This is a genomic window from Levilactobacillus mulengensis, assembly GCF_003946045.1.
GTDB lineage: Bacteria > Bacillota > Bacilli > Lactobacillales > Lactobacillaceae > Levilactobacillus > Levilactobacillus mulengensis.
On sequence record NZ_RHNW01000016.1, the window covers coordinates 1 to 18,888 of the forward strand.

The 18,888-nt window shown below is 51.5% G+C and carries 17 protein-coding genes; 1 reads left to right on the plus strand and 16 read right to left on the minus strand.

All coding sequences use genetic code 11. The features are described from left to right. Nucleotides 1-100: 100 nt before the first annotated feature. The 4 genes from priA to gmk all read right to left on the minus strand — a co-directional run bounded on the left by priA (nt 101) and on the right by gmk (nt 5,073). The gene (gene priA, locus EKM84_RS11735) at nt 101-2,518 is read right to left on the minus strand and encodes a primosomal protein N' (protein WP_125765945.1); all 2,418 of its coding nucleotides are present in this window, start codon (nt 2,516-2,518) and stop codon (nt 101-103) included. A 19-nt stretch (nt 2,519-2,537) separates the two neighbouring features. Further along, complete coding sequence (gene coaBC / locus EKM84_RS11740) at nt 2,538-3,749, minus strand: bifunctional phosphopantothenoylcysteine decarboxylase/phosphopantothenate--cysteine ligase CoaBC (protein ID WP_125765946.1); 1,212 nt, start codon at nt 3,747-3,749, stop codon at nt 2,538-2,540. A gap of 491 nt (nt 3,750-4,240) precedes the next feature. Then, the gene (gene rpoZ / locus EKM84_RS11745) at nt 4,241-4,456 is read right to left on the minus strand and encodes a DNA-directed RNA polymerase subunit omega (RefSeq protein ID WP_061776946.1); all 216 of its coding nucleotides are present in this window, start codon (nt 4,454-4,456) and stop codon (nt 4,241-4,243) included. A 2-nt stretch (nt 4,457-4,458) separates the two neighbouring features. Further along, nucleotides 4,459-5,073, minus strand: coding sequence for a guanylate kinase (gene gmk, locus EKM84_RS11750; RefSeq protein WP_125765947.1), 615 nt, complete (start codon nt 5,071-5,073; stop codon nt 4,459-4,461). A gap of 410 nt (nt 5,074-5,483) precedes the next feature. Between gmk and EKM84_RS11755 the strand changes: the two genes are divergently transcribed. Further along, nucleotides 5,484-5,810, plus strand: a complete 327-nt coding sequence (locus tag EKM84_RS11755) for a hypothetical protein (protein ID WP_125765948.1) — start codon at nt 5,484-5,486, stop codon at nt 5,808-5,810. Nucleotides 5,811-5,864: 54 nt separating this feature from the next. Here EKM84_RS11755 and EKM84_RS11760 read toward each other — a convergent pair whose 3' ends face one another. The 12 genes from EKM84_RS11760 to efp all read right to left on the minus strand — a co-directional run bounded on the left by EKM84_RS11760 (nt 5,865) and on the right by efp (nt 18,861). Beyond that, nucleotides 5,865-7,952 (minus strand): MSCRAMM family protein, encoded by a 2,088-nt coding sequence (locus EKM84_RS11760; RefSeq protein ID WP_125765949.1) that lies wholly within the window; start codon nt 7,950-7,952, stop codon nt 5,865-5,867. Between the two features lie 202 nt (nt 7,953-8,154). After that, nucleotides 8,155-10,398, minus strand: coding sequence for an MSCRAMM family protein (locus EKM84_RS11765; protein WP_125765950.1), 2,244 nt, complete (start codon nt 10,396-10,398; stop codon nt 8,155-8,157). A gap of 197 nt (nt 10,399-10,595) precedes the next feature. Further along, the gene (recN, locus tag EKM84_RS11770) at nt 10,596-12,308 is read right to left on the minus strand and encodes a DNA repair protein RecN (RefSeq protein ID WP_125765951.1); all 1,713 of its coding nucleotides are present in this window, start codon (nt 12,306-12,308) and stop codon (nt 10,596-10,598) included. A 74-nt stretch (nt 12,309-12,382) separates the two neighbouring features. Then, nucleotides 12,383-12,838, minus strand: a complete 456-nt coding sequence (locus tag EKM84_RS11775) for an arginine repressor (protein WP_125765952.1) — start codon at nt 12,836-12,838, stop codon at nt 12,383-12,385. A gap of 95 nt (nt 12,839-12,933) precedes the next feature. Further along, complete coding sequence (locus EKM84_RS11780; RefSeq protein ID WP_125765953.1) at nt 12,934-13,746, minus strand: TlyA family RNA methyltransferase; 813 nt, start codon at nt 13,744-13,746, stop codon at nt 12,934-12,936. Continuing rightward, the gene (locus EKM84_RS11785) at nt 13,743-14,648 is read right to left on the minus strand and encodes a polyprenyl synthetase family protein (RefSeq protein ID WP_125765954.1); all 906 of its coding nucleotides are present in this window, start codon (nt 14,646-14,648) and stop codon (nt 13,743-13,745) included. Before EKM84_RS11785 ends, EKM84_RS11780 begins: the two co-directional genes overlap by 4 nt. Further along, complete coding sequence (locus EKM84_RS11790; RefSeq protein ID WP_125765955.1) at nt 14,638-14,886, minus strand: exodeoxyribonuclease VII small subunit; 249 nt, start codon at nt 14,884-14,886, stop codon at nt 14,638-14,640. Before EKM84_RS11790 ends, EKM84_RS11785 begins: the two co-directional genes overlap by 11 nt. After that, nucleotides 14,879-16,231: an exodeoxyribonuclease VII large subunit gene (xseA, locus tag EKM84_RS11795; protein ID WP_125765956.1), complete on the minus strand. Its 1,353-nt coding sequence runs from the start codon at nt 16,229-16,231 to the stop codon at nt 14,879-14,881. Before xseA ends, EKM84_RS11790 begins: the two co-directional genes overlap by 8 nt. Then, nucleotides 16,218-17,084, minus strand: a complete 867-nt coding sequence (gene folD, locus EKM84_RS11800; protein ID WP_125765957.1) for a bifunctional methylenetetrahydrofolate dehydrogenase/methenyltetrahydrofolate cyclohydrolase FolD — start codon at nt 17,082-17,084, stop codon at nt 16,218-16,220. The genes xseA and folD overlap by 14 nt, the downstream gene beginning before the upstream one ends. 305 nt (nt 17,085-17,389) lie before the next feature. Then, nucleotides 17,390-17,821: a transcription antitermination factor NusB gene (nusB, locus tag EKM84_RS11805; RefSeq protein ID WP_125765958.1), complete on the minus strand. Its 432-nt coding sequence runs from the start codon at nt 17,819-17,821 to the stop codon at nt 17,390-17,392. After that, on the minus strand, nt 17,821-18,261 hold the full coding sequence (locus tag EKM84_RS11810; RefSeq protein ID WP_125582857.1) for an Asp23/Gls24 family envelope stress response protein: 441 nt from the start codon (nt 18,259-18,261) through the stop codon (nt 17,821-17,823). The genes nusB and EKM84_RS11810 overlap by 1 nt, the downstream gene beginning before the upstream one ends. A gap of 39 nt (nt 18,262-18,300) precedes the next feature. After that, a complete protein-coding gene (gene efp, locus EKM84_RS11815) occupies nt 18,301-18,861 on the minus strand; it encodes an elongation factor P (protein WP_125765959.1) in 561 nt (186 codons plus the stop codon). Nucleotides 18,862-18,888: the final 27 nt, after the last annotated feature.

Sequence of the window (18,888 nt, forward strand, 5' to 3'; positions counted from 1 at the left end):
GGCTCAAAGTAAGTCTGGAGACCGCCCTTCGGCTCCAGACGTGCGCCCACAGCGTCACGGCCCATTTTCACCAGCCCGGAGGCGCGGACAACGACTTATCCTACATAAAGTTCATTGGTTCTGAGTCGATGGTGATGGTTAAGCCGTGACGGGCCGGAATCTGGGCCGCCTGCCGAATCTTCTCCAGCAACGGCCGCAACTGCGGCTCCCGCTTATATTTAATCACAACTTGATAATAATACTTCCGCTTGACCCGCGCAATCGCCTTGGGCGTGGGACCCAGAACAATGGCGTCCTTGCTCAAGCCCTTTTGCAGGGTGCCGACGATTTGGTACATGGCTTTGGCGGCCGTGGCCTCGTCCTCGTGACTGGCGGTCAGCTGCACGGCAAAGTAATACGGTGGGTAATTTCCCTGGTGCCGCATATGCATTTCCGTGACGAAGAAGCGTTCATAATCCTGTTGTTGCGCCAATTCAATGGCGTAATGGTCCGGGTTAAATGTCTGAATGAAGACCTCGCCAGGTTTTTCCGCCCGGCCGGCCCGACCACTGACCTGGGTCAGCAGTTGGAAGGTCCGCTCGCTGGCCCGGAAATCCGGTAGACCCAGCGCGGTGTCCGCGTTCAAGACCCCAACCAACGTGACGTTGGGGAAGTCGAGTCCTTTGGCAATCATTTGGGTCCCCAGCAAGATATCTGCCTGGTGATCGCCAAACTGCCGCAGAATTTTTTCGTGAGCGCCCTTACGCCGCGTGGAGTCCACGTCCATCCGTAAGATACGCGCCGTTGGAAATTCCTTTTGCAAGGCCGTTTCCACCTTCTGTGTCCCGGTCCCATAGTAGCGAATCTTGCGGCTATGGCAGTTGGGGCAGATGTGGGGAATGGCTTCCTCGTGCCCACAGTAGTGGCATTTCATGGTGTGGGTATCCATGTGGAGTGTGAGTGAAATATCACAGTTGGGACATTTCAGCACGAACCCGCAGTCCCGGCACATCACAAATGACGAGTACCCCCGCCGATTCAGCATCAAGACCATCTGTTCGTGGCGGTCGAGGCGTTCCTGAATCGCCGTTAACAGTGGCTGGGAGAAGTCCCCGTCCGCGCGCTGCTTCACTTCTTCACGCATGTCAACGATGTGGACCGTTGGCAGCGGATGGTCGTTGACCCGTTTCGCCAGAAGCAGCCGGGTGTACAGCCCCTTGGCAGCGCGGGCACGGGTCTCTAAGGACGGCGTGGCGCTCCCCAGGACCACGGGGCAATGATTGTACTTCCCCCGCCACAACGCCACGTCACGGGCGTGGTACCGGGGATTTTCATCCTGTTTATAACTACTTTCATGTTCCTCGTCCATGATAATAATGCCGAGGTTTCTCACCGGGGCAAAGATGGCGGAACGCGCACCCACAACCACGGTGGCCTCACCCTGGTCGATACGCCGCCATTCATCGTACTGCTCACCCTTGGACAAGCCACTGTGCAAGACCGCCACGCGTTGGCCAAACCGGGCCTTCACCCGGTTGACCATCTGGGGCGTCAGCGCAATTTCGGGGACCATCATCAGGGCCGTGCGGTGTTGCTGGAGGGCAACGGCAATACTTTGTAAATAGACTTCGGTCTTGCCACTCCCGGTCACGCCTTCGACCAAGAAGTTTTCGGTACGCTGCTCATCAACGGCCTTGGTAATCGCGGTCACGGCCACCTGCTGCTCAGCGTTTAACTTTAGCGGCTTCGTGGGGGTTACCGGTTGGTGAAACGGATCACGATAGACTTCCAGCGGTTGTTTCGTCAGCCAGCCCTTGTCGGCGGCGGTCGCCATGACGGCAGTGCTGACCCCCGCGGCGTGACTGACTTGGCTTTGGGCCACTAATTTATCCGGGTCCATGGTTTGTAAATAGGCTAACAGTTCTGCCTGCTTCGGCGCCCGTTTGGCCACCTCCGCTTGAATCTCCTGGAGCTTGGCAACGGGAAGCGCCGGCTTAACACCGGTCGTGGTCTTGGCCGCGGCCTTACTGGTGACCTGATACGTCACCTCGACCTTCCCCGCACGTTGTAGCCGCAGGAGCCCGGCCAGCGTGGTATCGGCTAATTTGCTGGTATCAAAGGCTCGTGGTGCCCCGTCCGGAAAGTATTCGGCCATTTCTTGATCCGTCAGTGGCATGGTCGGTTGAATCTGCCGCTCAGTCTGGGCCTTTAACAGGCTGGGCAACATGGTCTGGATACACGTGATGCGAAAGGCATAGGTCGTGTCGGCTAGCCATGCGGCCAGCTGTTGCAGCTCAGTGGTTAAAATGGGCGCGAGATCCAGAACGGACTGAATCGGCTTCAGTTGCCCGTCAAAGTTCGTTGCATCACTAAGGCCGACCACCACGCCGGAAACGACTCGGTGACCGCGACCAAAGGGGACTGTGACCCGCATCCCGACCTGAACCTGATTTTCCAGGTCGGCGGGAATTGCGTAGGAATAAGGTTCGTTCGTCTGCATCGTTGGCACGTCAACAATAATTTGGCCAATCTGGGCCATGGTCTGTCACCTCGCTTACTTACTTGTTTGCTAATAATTGGGCGACCCGGTCGACTAAAGCCCGGGCAATCACCGTTTTACTGGTCTTGGGCGTCTGATCCGTCACGCCATCTGGCAGAATGAAAGTGACCTGATTGTCATCCCCATTGAACCCAATGTCGCTCCGGGAGACGTCGTTAGCGGCCAACAGGTCTAAGGACTTGCTGGCCAGTTTCTTTTGGCCGTTAGCCAGTAAATTCTGCGTCTCCGCAGCAAAACCGACCGTGACCTGGTGCGGCTGCTTAATGGCCGCAACTTGTTTCAAAATATCGGGTGTCTTTTTAAGTTTTAAAATAAATTCATCATTATCGGCCGTTTTTTTGATTTTCTGATCAGCCGTCACTTCCGGTTGAAAATCGGCAACTGCGGCGGCCATCACTAAGGCATCGGCCTGGGGAAAATGGGCCAACACGGCCTGTGACAAATCGGTCGTACTTTGGATGGGCACGACTGTCACCCCGGCTGGGGCCGCCAGTTTCGTGGGCGCGGTGATCAACGTGACCTCGGCCCCGGCTTCGCGAGCGGCGGTAGCGACCGCATAGCCCATTTTGCCAGATGAGTCGTTGGTCAGGAAACGGACGGGGTCTAACCGTTCGCGGGTCCCACCAGCGGTTACGAGGACACGCCGACCGGCCAGCGTCTGGGGCGTAAACACACCCAGCTGTTCCACCTGGGCAACGATGTCGGCAGGCTCGGGGAAGCGGCCCTGGCCGGAATAGCCCTCCGCTAGTTTGCCAGTGGCCGGCGCCAGAACGTGGACCCCATCGGCAATCAGTTGTTGGCGATTCCGCTGCGTCGCGGGGGCCTGCCACATGTGGGTGTTCATCGCCGGCACAACGACCTTGGGCGCGGCGGTTGCCAGCCAGGTTGCGCTGGCAACGTCGTCAGCCTGGCCGTTGGCAAATTGGGCCATGAGGTTCGCGGATGCGGGCGCAGCAATCGCCAGGTCGGTCCAGTCGGCTAGCTCAACGTGGGCAATCTGCCCGTTGGCCTGCCACCAGGTCTCGTCCGTAAGCACGGGCTCCTTGGTCAGGGCCGCAAAGGTCGCCGCCGTGACAAACTTGGCGGCCCCCGCTGTCAGAACAACGCGAACCACGGCGCCGGCCCGCTGTAGGTCACGGGCTAAGAGTGCGGCCTTGTAGGCGGCGACACTGCCACCGACCGTTAACGTAATGTGTTTGTCTTCTAGCATTGCTTTCCCTCCAATTATATCATCTGGATTAAACCATCGTCAGTGCCACAGGGATGGCAAAATTGAGACTAGTCGCTGGCTATCGTTCCCGGCGGTGGGCTCAAGGTGCCCTGCTGTGGGGCCGGTTCCAGATTGAGAACCGGTCTTCCACCTCGTCTTTGAGCCAAAACCCGGTCTCAAAGGACGTCCCGTGGTCTAAACTGAGAAAATCACTCAGTTAAGGCCACCGACACAGCTGGTCACCTTGGCCCACCTCTGGTCACTGACATCAACTATCCATTTTACCAGACCGCTGTGTTTGACACTGGATTTAACCCTTGATCATTCGGTTTCGTTATGACACCCGGCAATCGGACCTGATGGCGCGTTAGGTTTCACTAAAGTAAACCATTAATCTCGGCTAACCGAGCACGTCTGCGCAAAATTTCTCTTGGCTGATAAAAAAGGCCAGATTACCCAACGGCAACCTGGTCTTTCCTGAACCGCCAAAGTTAGGCGTCCAGATCCTTTTCGTCCGGATCAATCATTAAGGCACCGGCAGCGATTTCTTCCAGTGCGCGACCAATCGTCTTGGGCGACTTGTAATCGGTCAAGAGTGGCTTAGCGCCGGCGTCCAACTCGTGGGCCCGCTTGCTAGCCAGCATAATCAAAGAGTAACGTGAATCAACTTGTGCTAATAAATCATCAACTGAGGGATAGAGTAACATTTTTATTCGTCTCCAATCATTTGTTCGTAATCCGGCATAACCCGGGTTACCCGTAAACGTTCACTGCGGATGATCATTTGAATCCGGTCGACGGCTTGGCTGACTTCGTCGTTTACCACGGCGTAATCATAGTTGCGCATCATCCGAATTTCACCCACGGCCTTCTTGATTCGTTTGTTAATGACGTCCATAGCGTCAGTGCCCCGACCAATCAGGCGGTGCTTTAATTCCATCAAATCAGGTGGCGTTAGGAAGACGAAGACAGCGTCGGGACAATTGGCGCGAACCTGCATGGCCCCGTTGACTTCGATTTCCAAGAAGACGTCCTTACCCTCATCAAGGGTCTCATTAACATATTTTAACGGGGTACCGTAGTAGTTGTCAACATACTTGGCGTACTCCAGCATCTCACCGTTACGGATGTTTTCCTCAAATTCTTCCTTTGAGACGAAGTAATAGTCAACCCCGTTCACTTCGCCTTCCCGCGGTTTCCGGGTGGTCATTGAAATGGAGTACGAAAAATCGGTCGCTCCCGTTTCAAATAGCGCCTTACGAACCGTTCCCTTACCAACTCCGGAAGGACCCGAGAGCACAATGAGCATTCCACGTTTAGCCATCGTTTAAAAATCCCTTCATCATAAAAAATTTAATTATGGGTTGGTTCCCCTAGTCAATGACTCAGTGGGAAACCAACCGCTTATCGCCAGAATTGATTGGCTTGAACTATACAATCTATAGGATACTATATTACCACTATTCAGCAACAAATACTGCATATCCGGGCTATTTCTGAAAAAAAACTGGATCCAGTGGCGGTGAGCCGCATTTAACTGAAAACCAACAGCGTGTGCTATACTAGAAAATCCGTCATCGAGGAGCAAATAAAAATCTTACCGTTAAACCAAGACAACTCGGCACTTCAACCTGGTTAACCACCTTGACGAAAAAAGTTACGAACAAAAAGACTTGCAATTCCAAACAAGTGTTCGTATAATAAAAATACAAACAAACGTTCGAGGTGATCAGCATGCAAAATTCAATCGCAAAACGCGTTACCCTGTCTGATCGGGTAACCACCCTATCACAAACCCTGTTCAGTCCTTTACCCGTCATTAATGGTCAAGCCGTTTACGCCCAAATGCCTGCCTTTCAATTAACCTTATTCCTGCAACAGGCATTGGACCGCCATTACTTAGTCCGCCTCCAATTTAAGGCAGCGCCCGAAACGGCACCCGCCACTGTGATCGGTCAGTTAAAACAGGACTTGGCTGGTCACCTCATTTTAAAACAGAACAAACAGCTTACCACCATTGTGACTCCGGAACTTTTACGTTCGGTCCAACGCGTCAAGTAAGCCAAACGGTCATGATAGTCACTCGCCTATCATGGCCGTTTTTTTTACAATTTTTTAGTTTTTCCGCGTCCGGCGATACTGCCAAACGCTAAGGCTACCGCCAATTAATAGTAAACCACCTAGGGCTGCGAAGATTGACTTGGCTTCGTTGGTCTTAGGTAAGAGGCCATTAGCCTGACTATGGTGTTTAGCAGACGAAGCCTGGTTGCCCGTGATGGTCCCGGCGCCACCGCCATGCGTCGATGACGAGACACGTGGAACGGGCGTAGACCCCACTCTGTCGCCGTGCCGACTGCTTGAGTCTACAGAATTAGAGCTGGACGTTGAAGTCGATGTTGACGTCCGGGTCGATGAGCTCGTTGAAGTGCTGGAGCTGGACGATGATGAACTGGTAGAGCTGGAGCTTGATGAATCGCTGGAGTTCGAGGAGTTACTGGAACTCGAGCCACTACTCCCGGTGTCTGTGCCTGGTGTAGGGATGCTACTCTCATCTGCCTGTGAAACCACTGCATTCGGCCCATCATTAGACGGTGTCGATTGTTTATCATCACTAATCGTGAACGGAATCGGTGTTTGATCCAGCTTATAACCAGCGGGTGGTGTTTGCTCAATGAAATCGTAGCTGCCCTTGGCGATGGGACTGATGGTCAGTTGACCATTGGTATCCGTTGTGTAGGTGAGTTTATTGACTGGATTGGCTAGGTCATCTGCTTTATAGAGCTTATAAACAGCCCCGGCTAACGGCTTTTTTGTTGACTTCGCGGTCTTCGTCAGTGTCACTGTGTATGGAACATCTGACTGCGAGACATCATGCACAAATGTGGTGCCATCATCAATCTTAATCGTAAAGTACGAGTATGCCGTATCCCCTGTATTCAACTGATAGCCATCCGGTGCTTTTGTTTCTTTAAATCGATAATTTCCTACTTGAATACTTGGAATGGAAATTTGACCATTATCATTGGTCGTATAATGTGTTACCTCATCCGTCCACGTTAAACCATCCGCATTTTGCCGTTGTAACGTATAAACCGCTCCGGCTAAAACATTTGACTTATTTGTTTCATCCGTTTTAGTAAAGAGCACCTGGCCTAAGAATGCACTGCCATTCAAGTATCCGATTCCAGCAGCTCCCCAATGGGCATCCTTATGATCATTACCCAATACAGAACCTACATCAGGATTACTACCCGCTCCAGGAACCGTGCTTGCTTCACCCGATTCGCCGTCTTTGGCAGCCAACTCGATATAGTTACTCAAATAACCACCGGATAATCCATCCGCAAGTATTTGCGATGTATCAACATCCGTAACATAAGAGTAATTGACTTTTTTAGTTATATTCTGAAAAACGATTTCAATTTCTGATCCTTTATACGAAATCGTATAGTCTTGACCTTCTTGTAACTTGACCTCAGGCTCTGTATCGGTTGCAGCTATGCTTGCCGAAAATGTTGTAGGATCAAACATTAAATACTTACCAAGATGATCAGTTAGTGTTACTTTACCCATATTTTTATTCTTGGAATTAAAATAGCCATTCCAATTTGCAGTTGTAGGATAGGCAACGTCATCATGCTCAACTGTTTCGCCAACCCCACCACCTTTAGCAATTACAGATGTTCCACCACCATCTCCTGATCCACTTGAAACGGAAGTACCTGTTACACCGATGACTAATTTTCCAGCTGTAAAAGTATTTACACCTTCAAGTGCGTTTGAAAAAAACATTGTTCCATTCTCTTCTCCCGCTTCACGACTAAAGGTACCAATTTTATCCAAAACAGCAGCGGTTGGATCTTTAAACATGGGGAAACTATCTATTGCAGCTGGAATATTTTTGGGTAGTGGGACGCTGACCGTGTCCCCATCATGAATAGTTGTTCCATCGTCGACAGTATAATCATAAACAATATTATAATTATCCCCTGATTTAAACTCATAATTCATTGGATCATCAGTTGTAATTTTCTGTCCCAAAGTTCCGTCATTAAGATCCAGATAAATTGCTGATGGACTTGTCAGGTTATGAAAATGATTTGTAAGATCATCAGCCTTCGCCACTTTCGTTCCATTCCAGCCAAATAACGTTAAGCAAACGACTAACAACCCTAAACCCCAGAGTCCAATCTTTTTCCACATTAGAAACACACCCCATACCTTCGATTACTTGTTTTAAATCAAGTATAACGCAATTTAACGAATAAACTCGTATTAAATATATGAAGCGTGTAAATAAGTTGCCGTAACAAATGACACTCACACAGTTAGTTACCTTTGCGCACAAAAAATCCAGCGGTTACTGCTACGACCGCTGGATTCTAAAATTTACGCTATTTTTCGTTTAATGCGTTCGCCGCCACCGCCAAACACTCGTGCCAACGCCTAACAGGACTAGCCCAACCATCAAGGCCAAGACCCCTTTACCTTCATTGGTCTGTGGCAAAATATGATTTTGGGGTGCCACCGTTGCTGGCGAGCTGGAACTGGTCGTTGGGGTTGAAGAGGAATGGCTCGATGTTGTCACGACGGTTGTTCCCCGACTAATCGATGAGCTGGAGCTGGAGATGCTGGACGAGGTTACCCGGTCGGCACTCCCACCACTACTCATACTATCGGAAGAACTGGAAACAGACGTCGATTCCGAACTGGTACTCGTGTCACTAGATGGCTCCGAACCCGGTTGTGACTGAGACGAACTCGAACTTGGCACCGTGTAAGTATTCGACGAGACACTGCTGGAACTCGAGCTCCCCGTACTTGAATCACTTAATCCGGAACTACTTGTATTAGACGTAGCCGATGTGGCCGATCCTTGGCTGGAGTCCGTCGCACTGGAAACAGTCGTCTCACTGCTCTGGCTAGAACCGCCCGACACGGAAGAACTTGCGCTACTGGTGCTCTCCGTCTCACTCGTCACTGACGAATTCTGACTGGAGGTACTTGAACTGACGCTAGAGGTGTTCGAACTAACACTAGTACTTGAACTTGGACTACTGCTAGACTCCGTGGCAAAGACATCGTCCTGCTTAACATTGACCACGTTATCTTTCTGCTCAGTCCCACTAATGGTAAATAACATTGGCGTGGCATCTGTCAGATAACCGGTCGGTGCCTGTTCTTCGATAAATTCGTAGTTTCCTGGGGCCAGCCCCGTCACCGTCAACGTTCCGTCATCGCCAGTGGTGTATTCGCCAGTGGAGACTGGTGCGCCAGCCTCGTGATCCTGCCAACCACTACCGTAGGCCAATGCATAAATCGCACCGGCTAACTTGTCCTGCGAGCTTTTATCGAATTTGGTTAATTTGACCGCACCCTGACTGTCCACCTGGGTCACCGTCTGATGGGCATCCTTATTGGTCGCGCTGATCACAAATGGGACCGGTGTGGTGTTTAACTGGTAACCACTTGGCGCCTGTGTTTCCACAAATTGATACGTACCGGCGGCTAACCCGTAGTCGTTGATCACCCCATGGGAATCGGTGGTCATTTTCGTTTGCAAGTCTTCGTACATCCCCGTCGTTGGATTCAACTTTTGCAGGGTATATTCGGCGCCACCCAGGACCGTGGTCTGATCAGCGGCCGTTTTAGTCAGTGTGACACTGCCAATATAGTCGCCGCCAATCGTGGCACTCCCGCCCCATTGCACGTTCTTGTGGGAATCGGCCGTCAACTCCGGATTGCCTGGATTCGACCCAGCGCCCGAGCCGGTACCGGCACTGCCCGATTCACCATCGGCCGCAGACAAGTCAACGTTGTTGCTGAGGTAGCCACTCGTTTGCCCGGTAAAGGCCGTCGTGTCCACCTTGGCATAGTAGGACAGCGAGATTTTTCCGGTCACGTTCGCAAAGGTCATGGTCAGCTTCGAGCCGTCACTCACGACGGTCGGGGTGACCTTGTCACCGGTCGTTTCGTCCGTCGCCGACACGGAACCAGCCACGTAAGTTTGGTAGGCCCCCAATGTATCCGTCAGCGTGACGGTCCCCATGTTTTTGGCCGTCGGATTAAACACGATTTGCCAAACGGCTTGTTTGGGAATACCGGCATCATTGTAATCACTATCTTGAACCCAACCGTTCTTCGCCACGACATAATCATCGCCACCACCAATTGCAGCACCGCTAGTCCCGGTGACATTAAAGGTCAGCGTTCCTTGGTGATAGGTGTTGGCATTGGCCAAAGCGTTGTTAAACGTAATCGTTGCCGTATGTCCCTTGTCAGCGGGAAGTAAAAAGTCCCCGACTTTGGTCGCCGTTTGATCCCCGGTCGTCACGTCAAATTTAACGTAACCATGACTGGCGGAATCCGGCAATTTGACCGTCGCCGTATCGCCATCACTAATCGCCGTGTTGTCGGCAACCTTCCACGTATACGACAGCCGGTAATTTTGTCCCGATTTGAGCGGCGCGGTCGGATCAGTCACCGGGGTATACGTGTTATCCCCGGTCTCTTCTTCCACCTTGCTGGGCGCACTCAGTCCCTGAACATTGTTATCAATGCTGCTGGCCTGAGCGCTACTCTGAAATCCTAGTAAAATCAGTAGCGTCACCATCAAGCTTAACCCAATCAATCCAATACGCTTGCCCACATTTCACACCTCATTCAATTTGTTACTTCATTGACTTCAGTATACCGCAAAGTCGGCAATAGATTAAGAGCAGAGTCATATACACCTGAAACTAATGACCAAAAAAGCGCCAGTTCACTAATCAAACTAGTGAACTGACGCTCATTTATTTTTACTCGATTATCTCAGTATTACCAACACCAGGCGCAACTCAAAACCTACGACTTCTTTGACCGTTTCGCCTTCACCTCATCAGCCAAGCCTAGTAACTCGTTGGCATGCTCCATCGCCAGCTTCGTGACCTGAGTCCCGGCAGACATCCGCGCAATTTCGCTGATTCGGTCGTGTTCACTCAACCGCGTCAATTGGGTTTCGGTCCGGTTGCCTTTGATTTCCTTAGCAATAAAGTAATGGTGATCCGCCATAGCTGCCACTTGCGGGAGATGCGTAATACATAAGACCTGAGAGGCCCGGGCAATGCCACTAATTTTCTCGGCAATGGCTTGGGCTACCCGGCCACTGACCCCGGTATCCACTTCATCGAAAATAATCGAGGTAATTCCCTGTGACTCAGAGAAGATTGTCTTCAAGGCCAGCATGATTCGTGAGAGTTCCCCACCGGAAGCAATTTTTGCTAATGGCCGCATGGCTTCGCCGGGATTGGTCCGCAAATAAAACTCCACGTGATCCAGTCCACTGCTGAGAATCGGCTGGGTTTTGGAGCGCGTAAAATGCACGGCAAAGACCGTCTTGTCCATATACAAATCGGCCAGTTCACCATGAATGGCTTTTTCCAGCTTATCGGCAGACTGCTTACGGGCCTTACTAAGTTGTTCTCCCAGCTTCAGCAGCGTCGTCCGTTGGGTCGCAACCTGTGATTCGAGGTCGTCAGCCGTCTCGTCGGTGGCCTGCATTTGCTTGAGTTCTGCCGCAATCTTATCAAAGTATTTCAAGACTTGGGCTTCGGAATCGCCGTACTTCCGCTTCAACTGATTGATGACGTCTAACCGCCGTTCAATCTCATCGAGTCGACCCTCATCCCACTCCAGCAGATCCAGCTGAGAAGAGACATCTCCGACCGCGTCGCTTAAGGCGTAGTAGGCCGTCTCCAGACTACTAGCAATCTGCTTAAAGGCCGAATCAAAATCAGCGATGCCCTGCATGGCTTGCATGGCGCCACTGATTTGATCATTGGCCCCGGGAGCGGTATCTTCACCCGTCAAGGTAATCTGCACCAGCTGTAAGGCGTCGTTGATTTTCTGGAAATTATCCAGTCGTTCCCGTTCAGCAATCAGACTTTCTTCTTCACCGGGTTGAAGCTGGGCCGACTCAATTTCATTGACCTGAAACTTCAGCATGTCTAGGTGCTGGGCCCACTCTTTTTCGTTGGCCCGTTTATTTTCCAAGGTTGCCTGTAACTGCGTATATTGTTGATATACGGCCTGGTAGCGCTGCCGCAATTTTGCAACCGGGCTGCCAGCAAACTCATCGAGCATCCCCAGATGTTTCTCTGGTTGCATGAGTTCCTGGTGTTCGTTTTGTCCGTGAATATCAACGGCCGTTTCGCCAATGCGCTTCAACGTGTTGGTATTCACCAGCATGCCATTGACCCGACAGGTGTTGCGGCCATTTTGATGAATTTCACGCTGGAGAATCACGCTTCCATCATCATGGTCGATACCCAACTCGTCTAAAACTTGATAAGTCGTGCCGCCGGTCGGAAAAATAAAGCTCCCTTGAATAATGGCTTTGTCCGTGCCGGTACGCACAAAATTGGCCGATCCACGACCCCCAGCCAATAGACCGACCGCATCAATAATAATTGATTTCCCGGCCCCGGTTTCCCCGGTCAGCACGGTCATTCCATTTTTAAAGGCGACGTCCAATCGATCGATAATGGCAAAGTTTTTAATTGACAGCTCTTGTAACACGTTGTGACCTCCTAAATAAAAGACCACCGCTGTACATCAGCTCTTGCTGGTCGTCAGTCGTGGTCCGGTCGTTTCTAATCCGCAATCATGCGGTCAATCGTCTTTTCTAATTGTAAGGCACCCTGATGGGAAACACAAACGGTCAAGACGGAACTATCATCGCCCACCGTCCCAAAAATAAAGTCATAACGCATTTGATCCAGTAATGATGCAACTACTGGACCGTTGCCTGGTAGAACCTTCAAAATGGTGAATTGGTCCTGAACCGCAAAAGATATGTAGGCGTTTTGTAACGTCCGCTGTAACTTTTTCTGCGTATCAATTTTCTTTTGGACGGGTAGACTGTAGCGGTAACCGCCAGACTCAGCTGGCAGCTTAACCAGCTGCATCTCCTTGATATCCCGTGAAATGGTCGCTTGCGTCACGTGAATGCCGTCCTCATCTAATAGCCGGACGAAATCCTCCTGCCGTTCAATTTCTCGTGATGTCAGTAATCGTTTGAGTAATTGCTGGCGTTCCTGCTTCTTCATACCTAGCCCCCCTTATGTGATAAAAATGCATAATCTTATCATATACCAGACCTAAGTATTTGGAAAGTAAATTCTCATAAATTTCTCATAATCTATTATTGTAGGCTCTTATAAGCAGCATCAATCGTTTGTTCAACCGATACATTACTTGCACAGACTGCATTTTTATCAACTGACTGTAAGTGAACCAGGAATTCAATATTCCCTTCGCCACCCCGAATCGGTGAAAAATCTAAGCCCAGGACGCTGTAACCCGTGGCAACCGCAAAATCAATGATCATTTGCACCACGCGCGTATGCACGGCCCGGTCACGGACAATCCCATGACTGCCGACATCATCGCGGTCCGCTTCAAATTGTGGCTTAATTAGTGCAACCACGTCACCATCCGTCGCCAGGATGCCCTTCAATGGCGGCAAAATCATCTTCAAGGAGATGAAGGAGACGTCAATGGAGGCAAAGGTGGGCTGACCTTTGGTGAAGTCACTTAACTTACTGTAGCGGAAGTTGGTGTGCTCCATCACAATGACCCGTGGATCTTGCCGGAGCTTCCAAACTAACTGATTACTCCCCACATCCAATGCATAACTTAACTGCGCACCGTTTTGGAGCATGACATCCGTAAACCCACCCGTCGAGGACCCAATATCCAAGACGATACGGTCGGTCACATCGATGTCAAAGCTAGTTAAGGCCTTAGCCAATTTGAAGCCACCTCGCGACACGTATGGCAAGGGGTGCCCCTTCAAATGGAGCTCGGTATCCGCTGGAATCATTGACCCCGGCTTATCCAACCGTTCCTCATTTTTTCCTAGAATTTCACCGGCCATGACGGCTCGCTTGGCGTCATCTAAGGAGGTATACAACCCCTGTTCAACTAATAAGTCGGCAACTCGTTTCTTTTTCATGCGTTCACCCGTTTCGTATCGAAGTAACTAAAGAAGGCCGCCAGTAGCGTTGTATCAACGCCAACTGGCACCTTGGCCAAGGCCGCCTGACCGCTTTGAATCGTCGCAATCAGTGCCTGATTAGCCCCCGCTAGGCCCAGTTTACCTGGATAGGTATTTTTGGCCTCCCCGGCGTCCTTTTGCGTAGCCTTGCCCAATTCTGCGGGCGTGCTGACCACGTCTAAGATATCATCGTAGATTTGAAAGGCCAGCCCAAAGGCGTCAGCAAATTCCAGGTACGGTGCCCACTGCGCTGCTGGCGTCTCACTCAGAATCAGTCCGGCCTGAACGGCATAGTGGAGGAGTGCCCCGGTCTTTTCCCGGTGTAAGACGCGCAACTTAGCCATCGGTAGGTCCACGTGCTCATTCTGCACGTCCTTGGCCTGTCCGGCGACCATCCCGTGTGGTCCCGCCGCAACGGCGAGGGCCTGAGTCAGCGCCACCTGGGTCGCTGCGGGTAAGTCCGTAGCCGTCAGCCACTGAAAGGCCAACGTGAGTAAGCCATCCCCGGCTAACGTTGCCATGCCGGCACCAAATTTCATATGATTGGTGGGTTCGCCCCGCCGCAAGGCATCGTTATCCATCGCTGGCAAATCATCATGAATCAACGAATAGGTGTGGAGTAGTTCCAACGCCATGACGGGTCGCCAGTCACGCTGGTCGTCAAAGGACCGCCCCAACGTCTGGAGGGTCGCCACCGTCAATAGTGGCCGCAAGCGCTTGCCCCCGGCTAAAACGGAGTAACTCATGGCTTCAGCCAAGCGAGCATCCCCACTATCCGCGGCGATTGCCGCCTTTAACGGCGCATTTAAGCGCGGCACCCAGGTCGTTTCAAATTGCTGGAGCTGGTCATCAATCGGCATCACCGGTGCCCCCTTGTGGCGTTTCAAAGGCGACTTCCTGATCAGAATCATTCATCATGGTCGTCAACGTCTTTTCAGCGTCCTGGAGGGTCGATTGCAGACTCTTGCTCAGCGCCACACCCTTTTGAAATTGGTCCAGGGCTTGTTCCAACGGAATGTCTCCCTGTTCCAGTTGGGAAACAATGGTTTCTAACGTCGTTAAATTCTCTTCAAATGTTGGTTGCTTTTCATCACTCATGTTTGTCCTCCGATGTTGGTGTAATCGTCTTAATATCGGCTTCAGCCGTGCCATCACTCAGATGAATCGTCGCTGGGGCGACCTTTAAGTCAGTCACGCTACGAACCACGTGATCATTTTGGGTCACGTAGCTATAGCCCCGCCCCATAATCTTAAGTGGGCTTAAATAATCCAGTCCATTGATCAATTGGGCCACTTGTTTCTGTTGGTTGGTTAAATAACGCTTGGCTTCCGTGTTCAGTCGCGCTGACGTCTGGCTCACCAGAAGCTGGTCACGATGCACCCGTTCTAGCGGTGACTGTCCGAGCAGACCTTGCTGAGCCAACGCAAAGCGCTGTTGCCGTTGGCGGACCTGCGTTTGCATGTTACGCATCAAGGCCTGCTGTGCGCGGTCTAGGCGCTCTACATAGGTCTCGTACAGCCGCTGGGGCTGCCGGAACACGTAGGCCGTCATCAACTTATTCAAGCGTTCCTGTTGGAAGTTGATCCGGTTACTCATGGCATTCAATAAGCGGGTCCGTTGCTGGCTCAGCTTGAGTAATTCGTCACTCAGCACTGGGACGGCCAATTCGGCTGCCGCTGTGGGCGTGGCTGCCCGTACGTCGGCCACCAAATCGGCAATCGTGGTATCCGTTTCATGCCCAACCGAAGAAATAATCGGCAATTCACTGGCCGCAATGGCCCGCGCGACACTTTCCTCGTTAAATGGCCACAGGTCTTCAATCGATCCACCACCCCGACCAATAATCAGGGTATCAAATGAGCCATTGGCGTTGGCCCGTTGAATCTGACGGACGATGTCGGCCGCGGCTGCATCCCCCTGCACAACGGCCGGGAAAAGCACAATCTGCGCAATAGGAAAACGCCGCCGAGTCGTGGTAATAATATCCCGAATCACGGCCCCACTGGGACTGGTCACGACCGCGATTCGCTTAGGGAAGCGCGGCAACGGTCGCTTGGGCGCGGTAAATAAGCCCTCATCGGCCAATTTTTGCTTCAACTGTTCATAGGCCTGATACAGCTGACCAACCCCGTCTGGCTCCATCCGTTCCACGTAGATTTGATAGTTTCCCGTGGGTTCGTACAGAGAAATGCGGCCCGTCACCAGGACCTTCATCCCAGTTTCCGGGGTGAATTTCAGCTTCTCAAAGGCCGATTTGAACATAATGGCGCTAATTTTAGCGTGATCATCCTTTAAGCTAAAGTACTGGTGGGCGTGCGGCCGTAGCCGAAAGTTAGAAATTTCACCCGTCAGATACACCTTGCCTAAGTATGGATCAACGTCAAATTTTCGTTTTAAATACTGGGTCAGCGCCGTGACCGTTAAATAATCAGTTTGTGCCAAGTTCCTCACTCCACTCGCAAAGGTCAACTGTCTGTTGCATTAGTGTGGCAATCGTCATGGGACCCACGCCCCCCGGAACGGGCGTAATGGCACCGGCCCGCTTAACGACACCGTCAAAGTCCACGTCTCCGGTCAATTTACCGTTTTCATCGCGATCCATCCCCACGTCAATAACGATGGCACCCGGCTTCACGTCGGTTTCCTTGATCAAATGGGTCACCCCGGTCGCGACAACCAGCACGTCAGCCGTTCGGGTCAATTCGCTGAGATTCTTGGTGTAGATATGCGCGATGCTGACCGTCATATCGGCGTTCAACAGCATGGAAGCCATGGGCCGACCCACAATCATACTGCGGCCCACGACGACCGCGTGCTTCCCCCGTAAATGAACCGGGAGTGAAGCCAACATGGTCATGATCCCCCGCGGCGTGCAGGAAACGGGATGGTGTCCTGGCAGGTTGGCAAATAAGCGGCCAACGTTTAAGGGATGGAACCCGTCCACGTCCTTCGCCGGATCAATCTGAGCGACCACGGCTTGTTCGTCCAAGCCCTCAGGTAACGGCGATTGCACCAAGATGCCATGAATTTGGGGGTCCGCATTATAGTCATTAACCACTTGTAAAAGTTCTGCTTGTGAAATGGTTGCGGGAAGCTGCCGAACCACGGAATTGATGCCAAGTTGGCCGGCCTTCTTGTGCTTGTTGCGCACGTAAATGGCGCTGGCGGGGTCGTCACCCACAATAATCACTGCAAGGCCTGGAACGACACCGCGTTGCGCGAGCGTTGCCACCCGGTCCTTGGTTTGTGTATTGAGGTCTTTCGCCAGTTGTTTGCCGTCGATAATGGTCGTCATGAAGTTATTCCTCCCGTAAATTTCAAGTTACCTACCATTTTAGCATAGTTGGCCTGAAAACGGGACTGCATCGCGGCGCAAAATGACCCGGCGACGAGCTGTTAAACAGATTGATTGCTGAAGACTTAATTAGTCCGCCCCCTACCAAATTTTCACACGGCATCCCCGTGATTCGACGACCACCCTGTGTGTGCCCGGACGTTGTTGCTTCACGGCGCTCACTTGCGCTTCAACCCAATCCGTCAACCAAATCGGCGCAACAAAAAAGACCGACCGCTAAAAGTTAGCAGTCAGTCGATTTGTGACTAAGATTGTGAATCCAACGGGTCATCATCTAAGGTATGTGCAAGCACACCGTTGATGAACCGCCGAGAACGGTCGTCACTGAAGTTCTTGGCTAATTCCAAGGCTTCGTTGACAGCCACTCGGTTAGGCACTTCTTCCACGTAGTCAATTTCATAAAAGGCGATCCGCATGATTACCAAATCAGTTTTGGCAATCCGCTTGAGCTGCCAGCCAGTGCTCAGGTACTGGTCGATCTTCGCATCCAAGTCAGCTTGGTTTGCTAAGACGCCAGTCACGAGCTTCTGGAAGTAGTCAGGCACGGGAACGGTTTGGTCCGGGTCATCCGTCAAGACACGTTGGTACAACGCATCATGATCGGCATCGGGATTGGCGTTCAAGGCAAAAAGCATTTGAAACGCGCGTTCCCGAATTTGATGTCGTGTAAGTGTCACTATTGGTCACTATCTCCTTCATCGCTCTGGTTAAACAGGTTATCAGGGTCGACCTGTTGCGCCGTCTTTTCGGGAATGACGCCTTCCACGTGAACGTTAACTTCACGCAAGTCGAGGTCCGTCATGAACAACAATTGTTGCTTCACGTTATCTTGAATGGCCAAGGCAACCTTAGGCACCGCTACCCCGTAATCCAAGTAAACGTAAACGTCAACCGCTAATTCGTCGCCATCAAAGACCAGCTTAACGCCCTTACCATGTTGTTCTTTACGACCCAACAGTTCGGTGACGCTATTTGCTAAAGAACCCCGCATCCGTGCGACGCCTTCGGTTTGACTAGCCGCAATGCCGACGATAATTTCGAGGACTTGCGGTGCCACTTCGATCTTACCCAAAGCGGGTTCCTTTGATTCTAAAATGATATTAGTATCTTCCGCCATTCGTTGACCCTCCCTTACTGATTAAACGTGTGTGAAAACTTAGGCACGGGAAATGTACGTACCGTCAGTTGAGTTGATGGAGAGCTTGTCGCCTTCGTTAACGAAGAATGGCACTTGAACGACTAAGCCAGTGTTCATGGTAGCAGGCTTGGAACCACCAGAAGCGGTGTTCCCCTTGATACCTGGTTCCGTAGCAACAACTTCCAAGACAACCGTGTTTGGTACTTCGATACCGAGAACTTCGGAACCGTATTGAACCAAGTCAACGTTCATGTTTTCTTGTAAGTATGGGAGTTGTGCCTTGATCTGTTCATCTGGCACTTCGATTTGTTCGAAGTTGTCAGTGTCCATGAAGACCCGGTTACTACCATCTTCGTACAGGTATTGCATCGAACGCGTTTGGATATCAGCGCGTTCCATCTTAGCACCGGCACGGAAAGTCTTTTCTTGAACGGCACCCGTCCGTAAATTCTTAAGCTTTGAACGAACGAAAGCGCCACCTTTACCAGGCTTAACGTGTTGGAACTCAATGATGCGCCAGATTGCGTGATCGACTTCGATCGTTAAACCGTTTTTAAAATCAGCAGTAGAAATTGCCATAATGTGTCAGCCTCCTAAAATATGTCC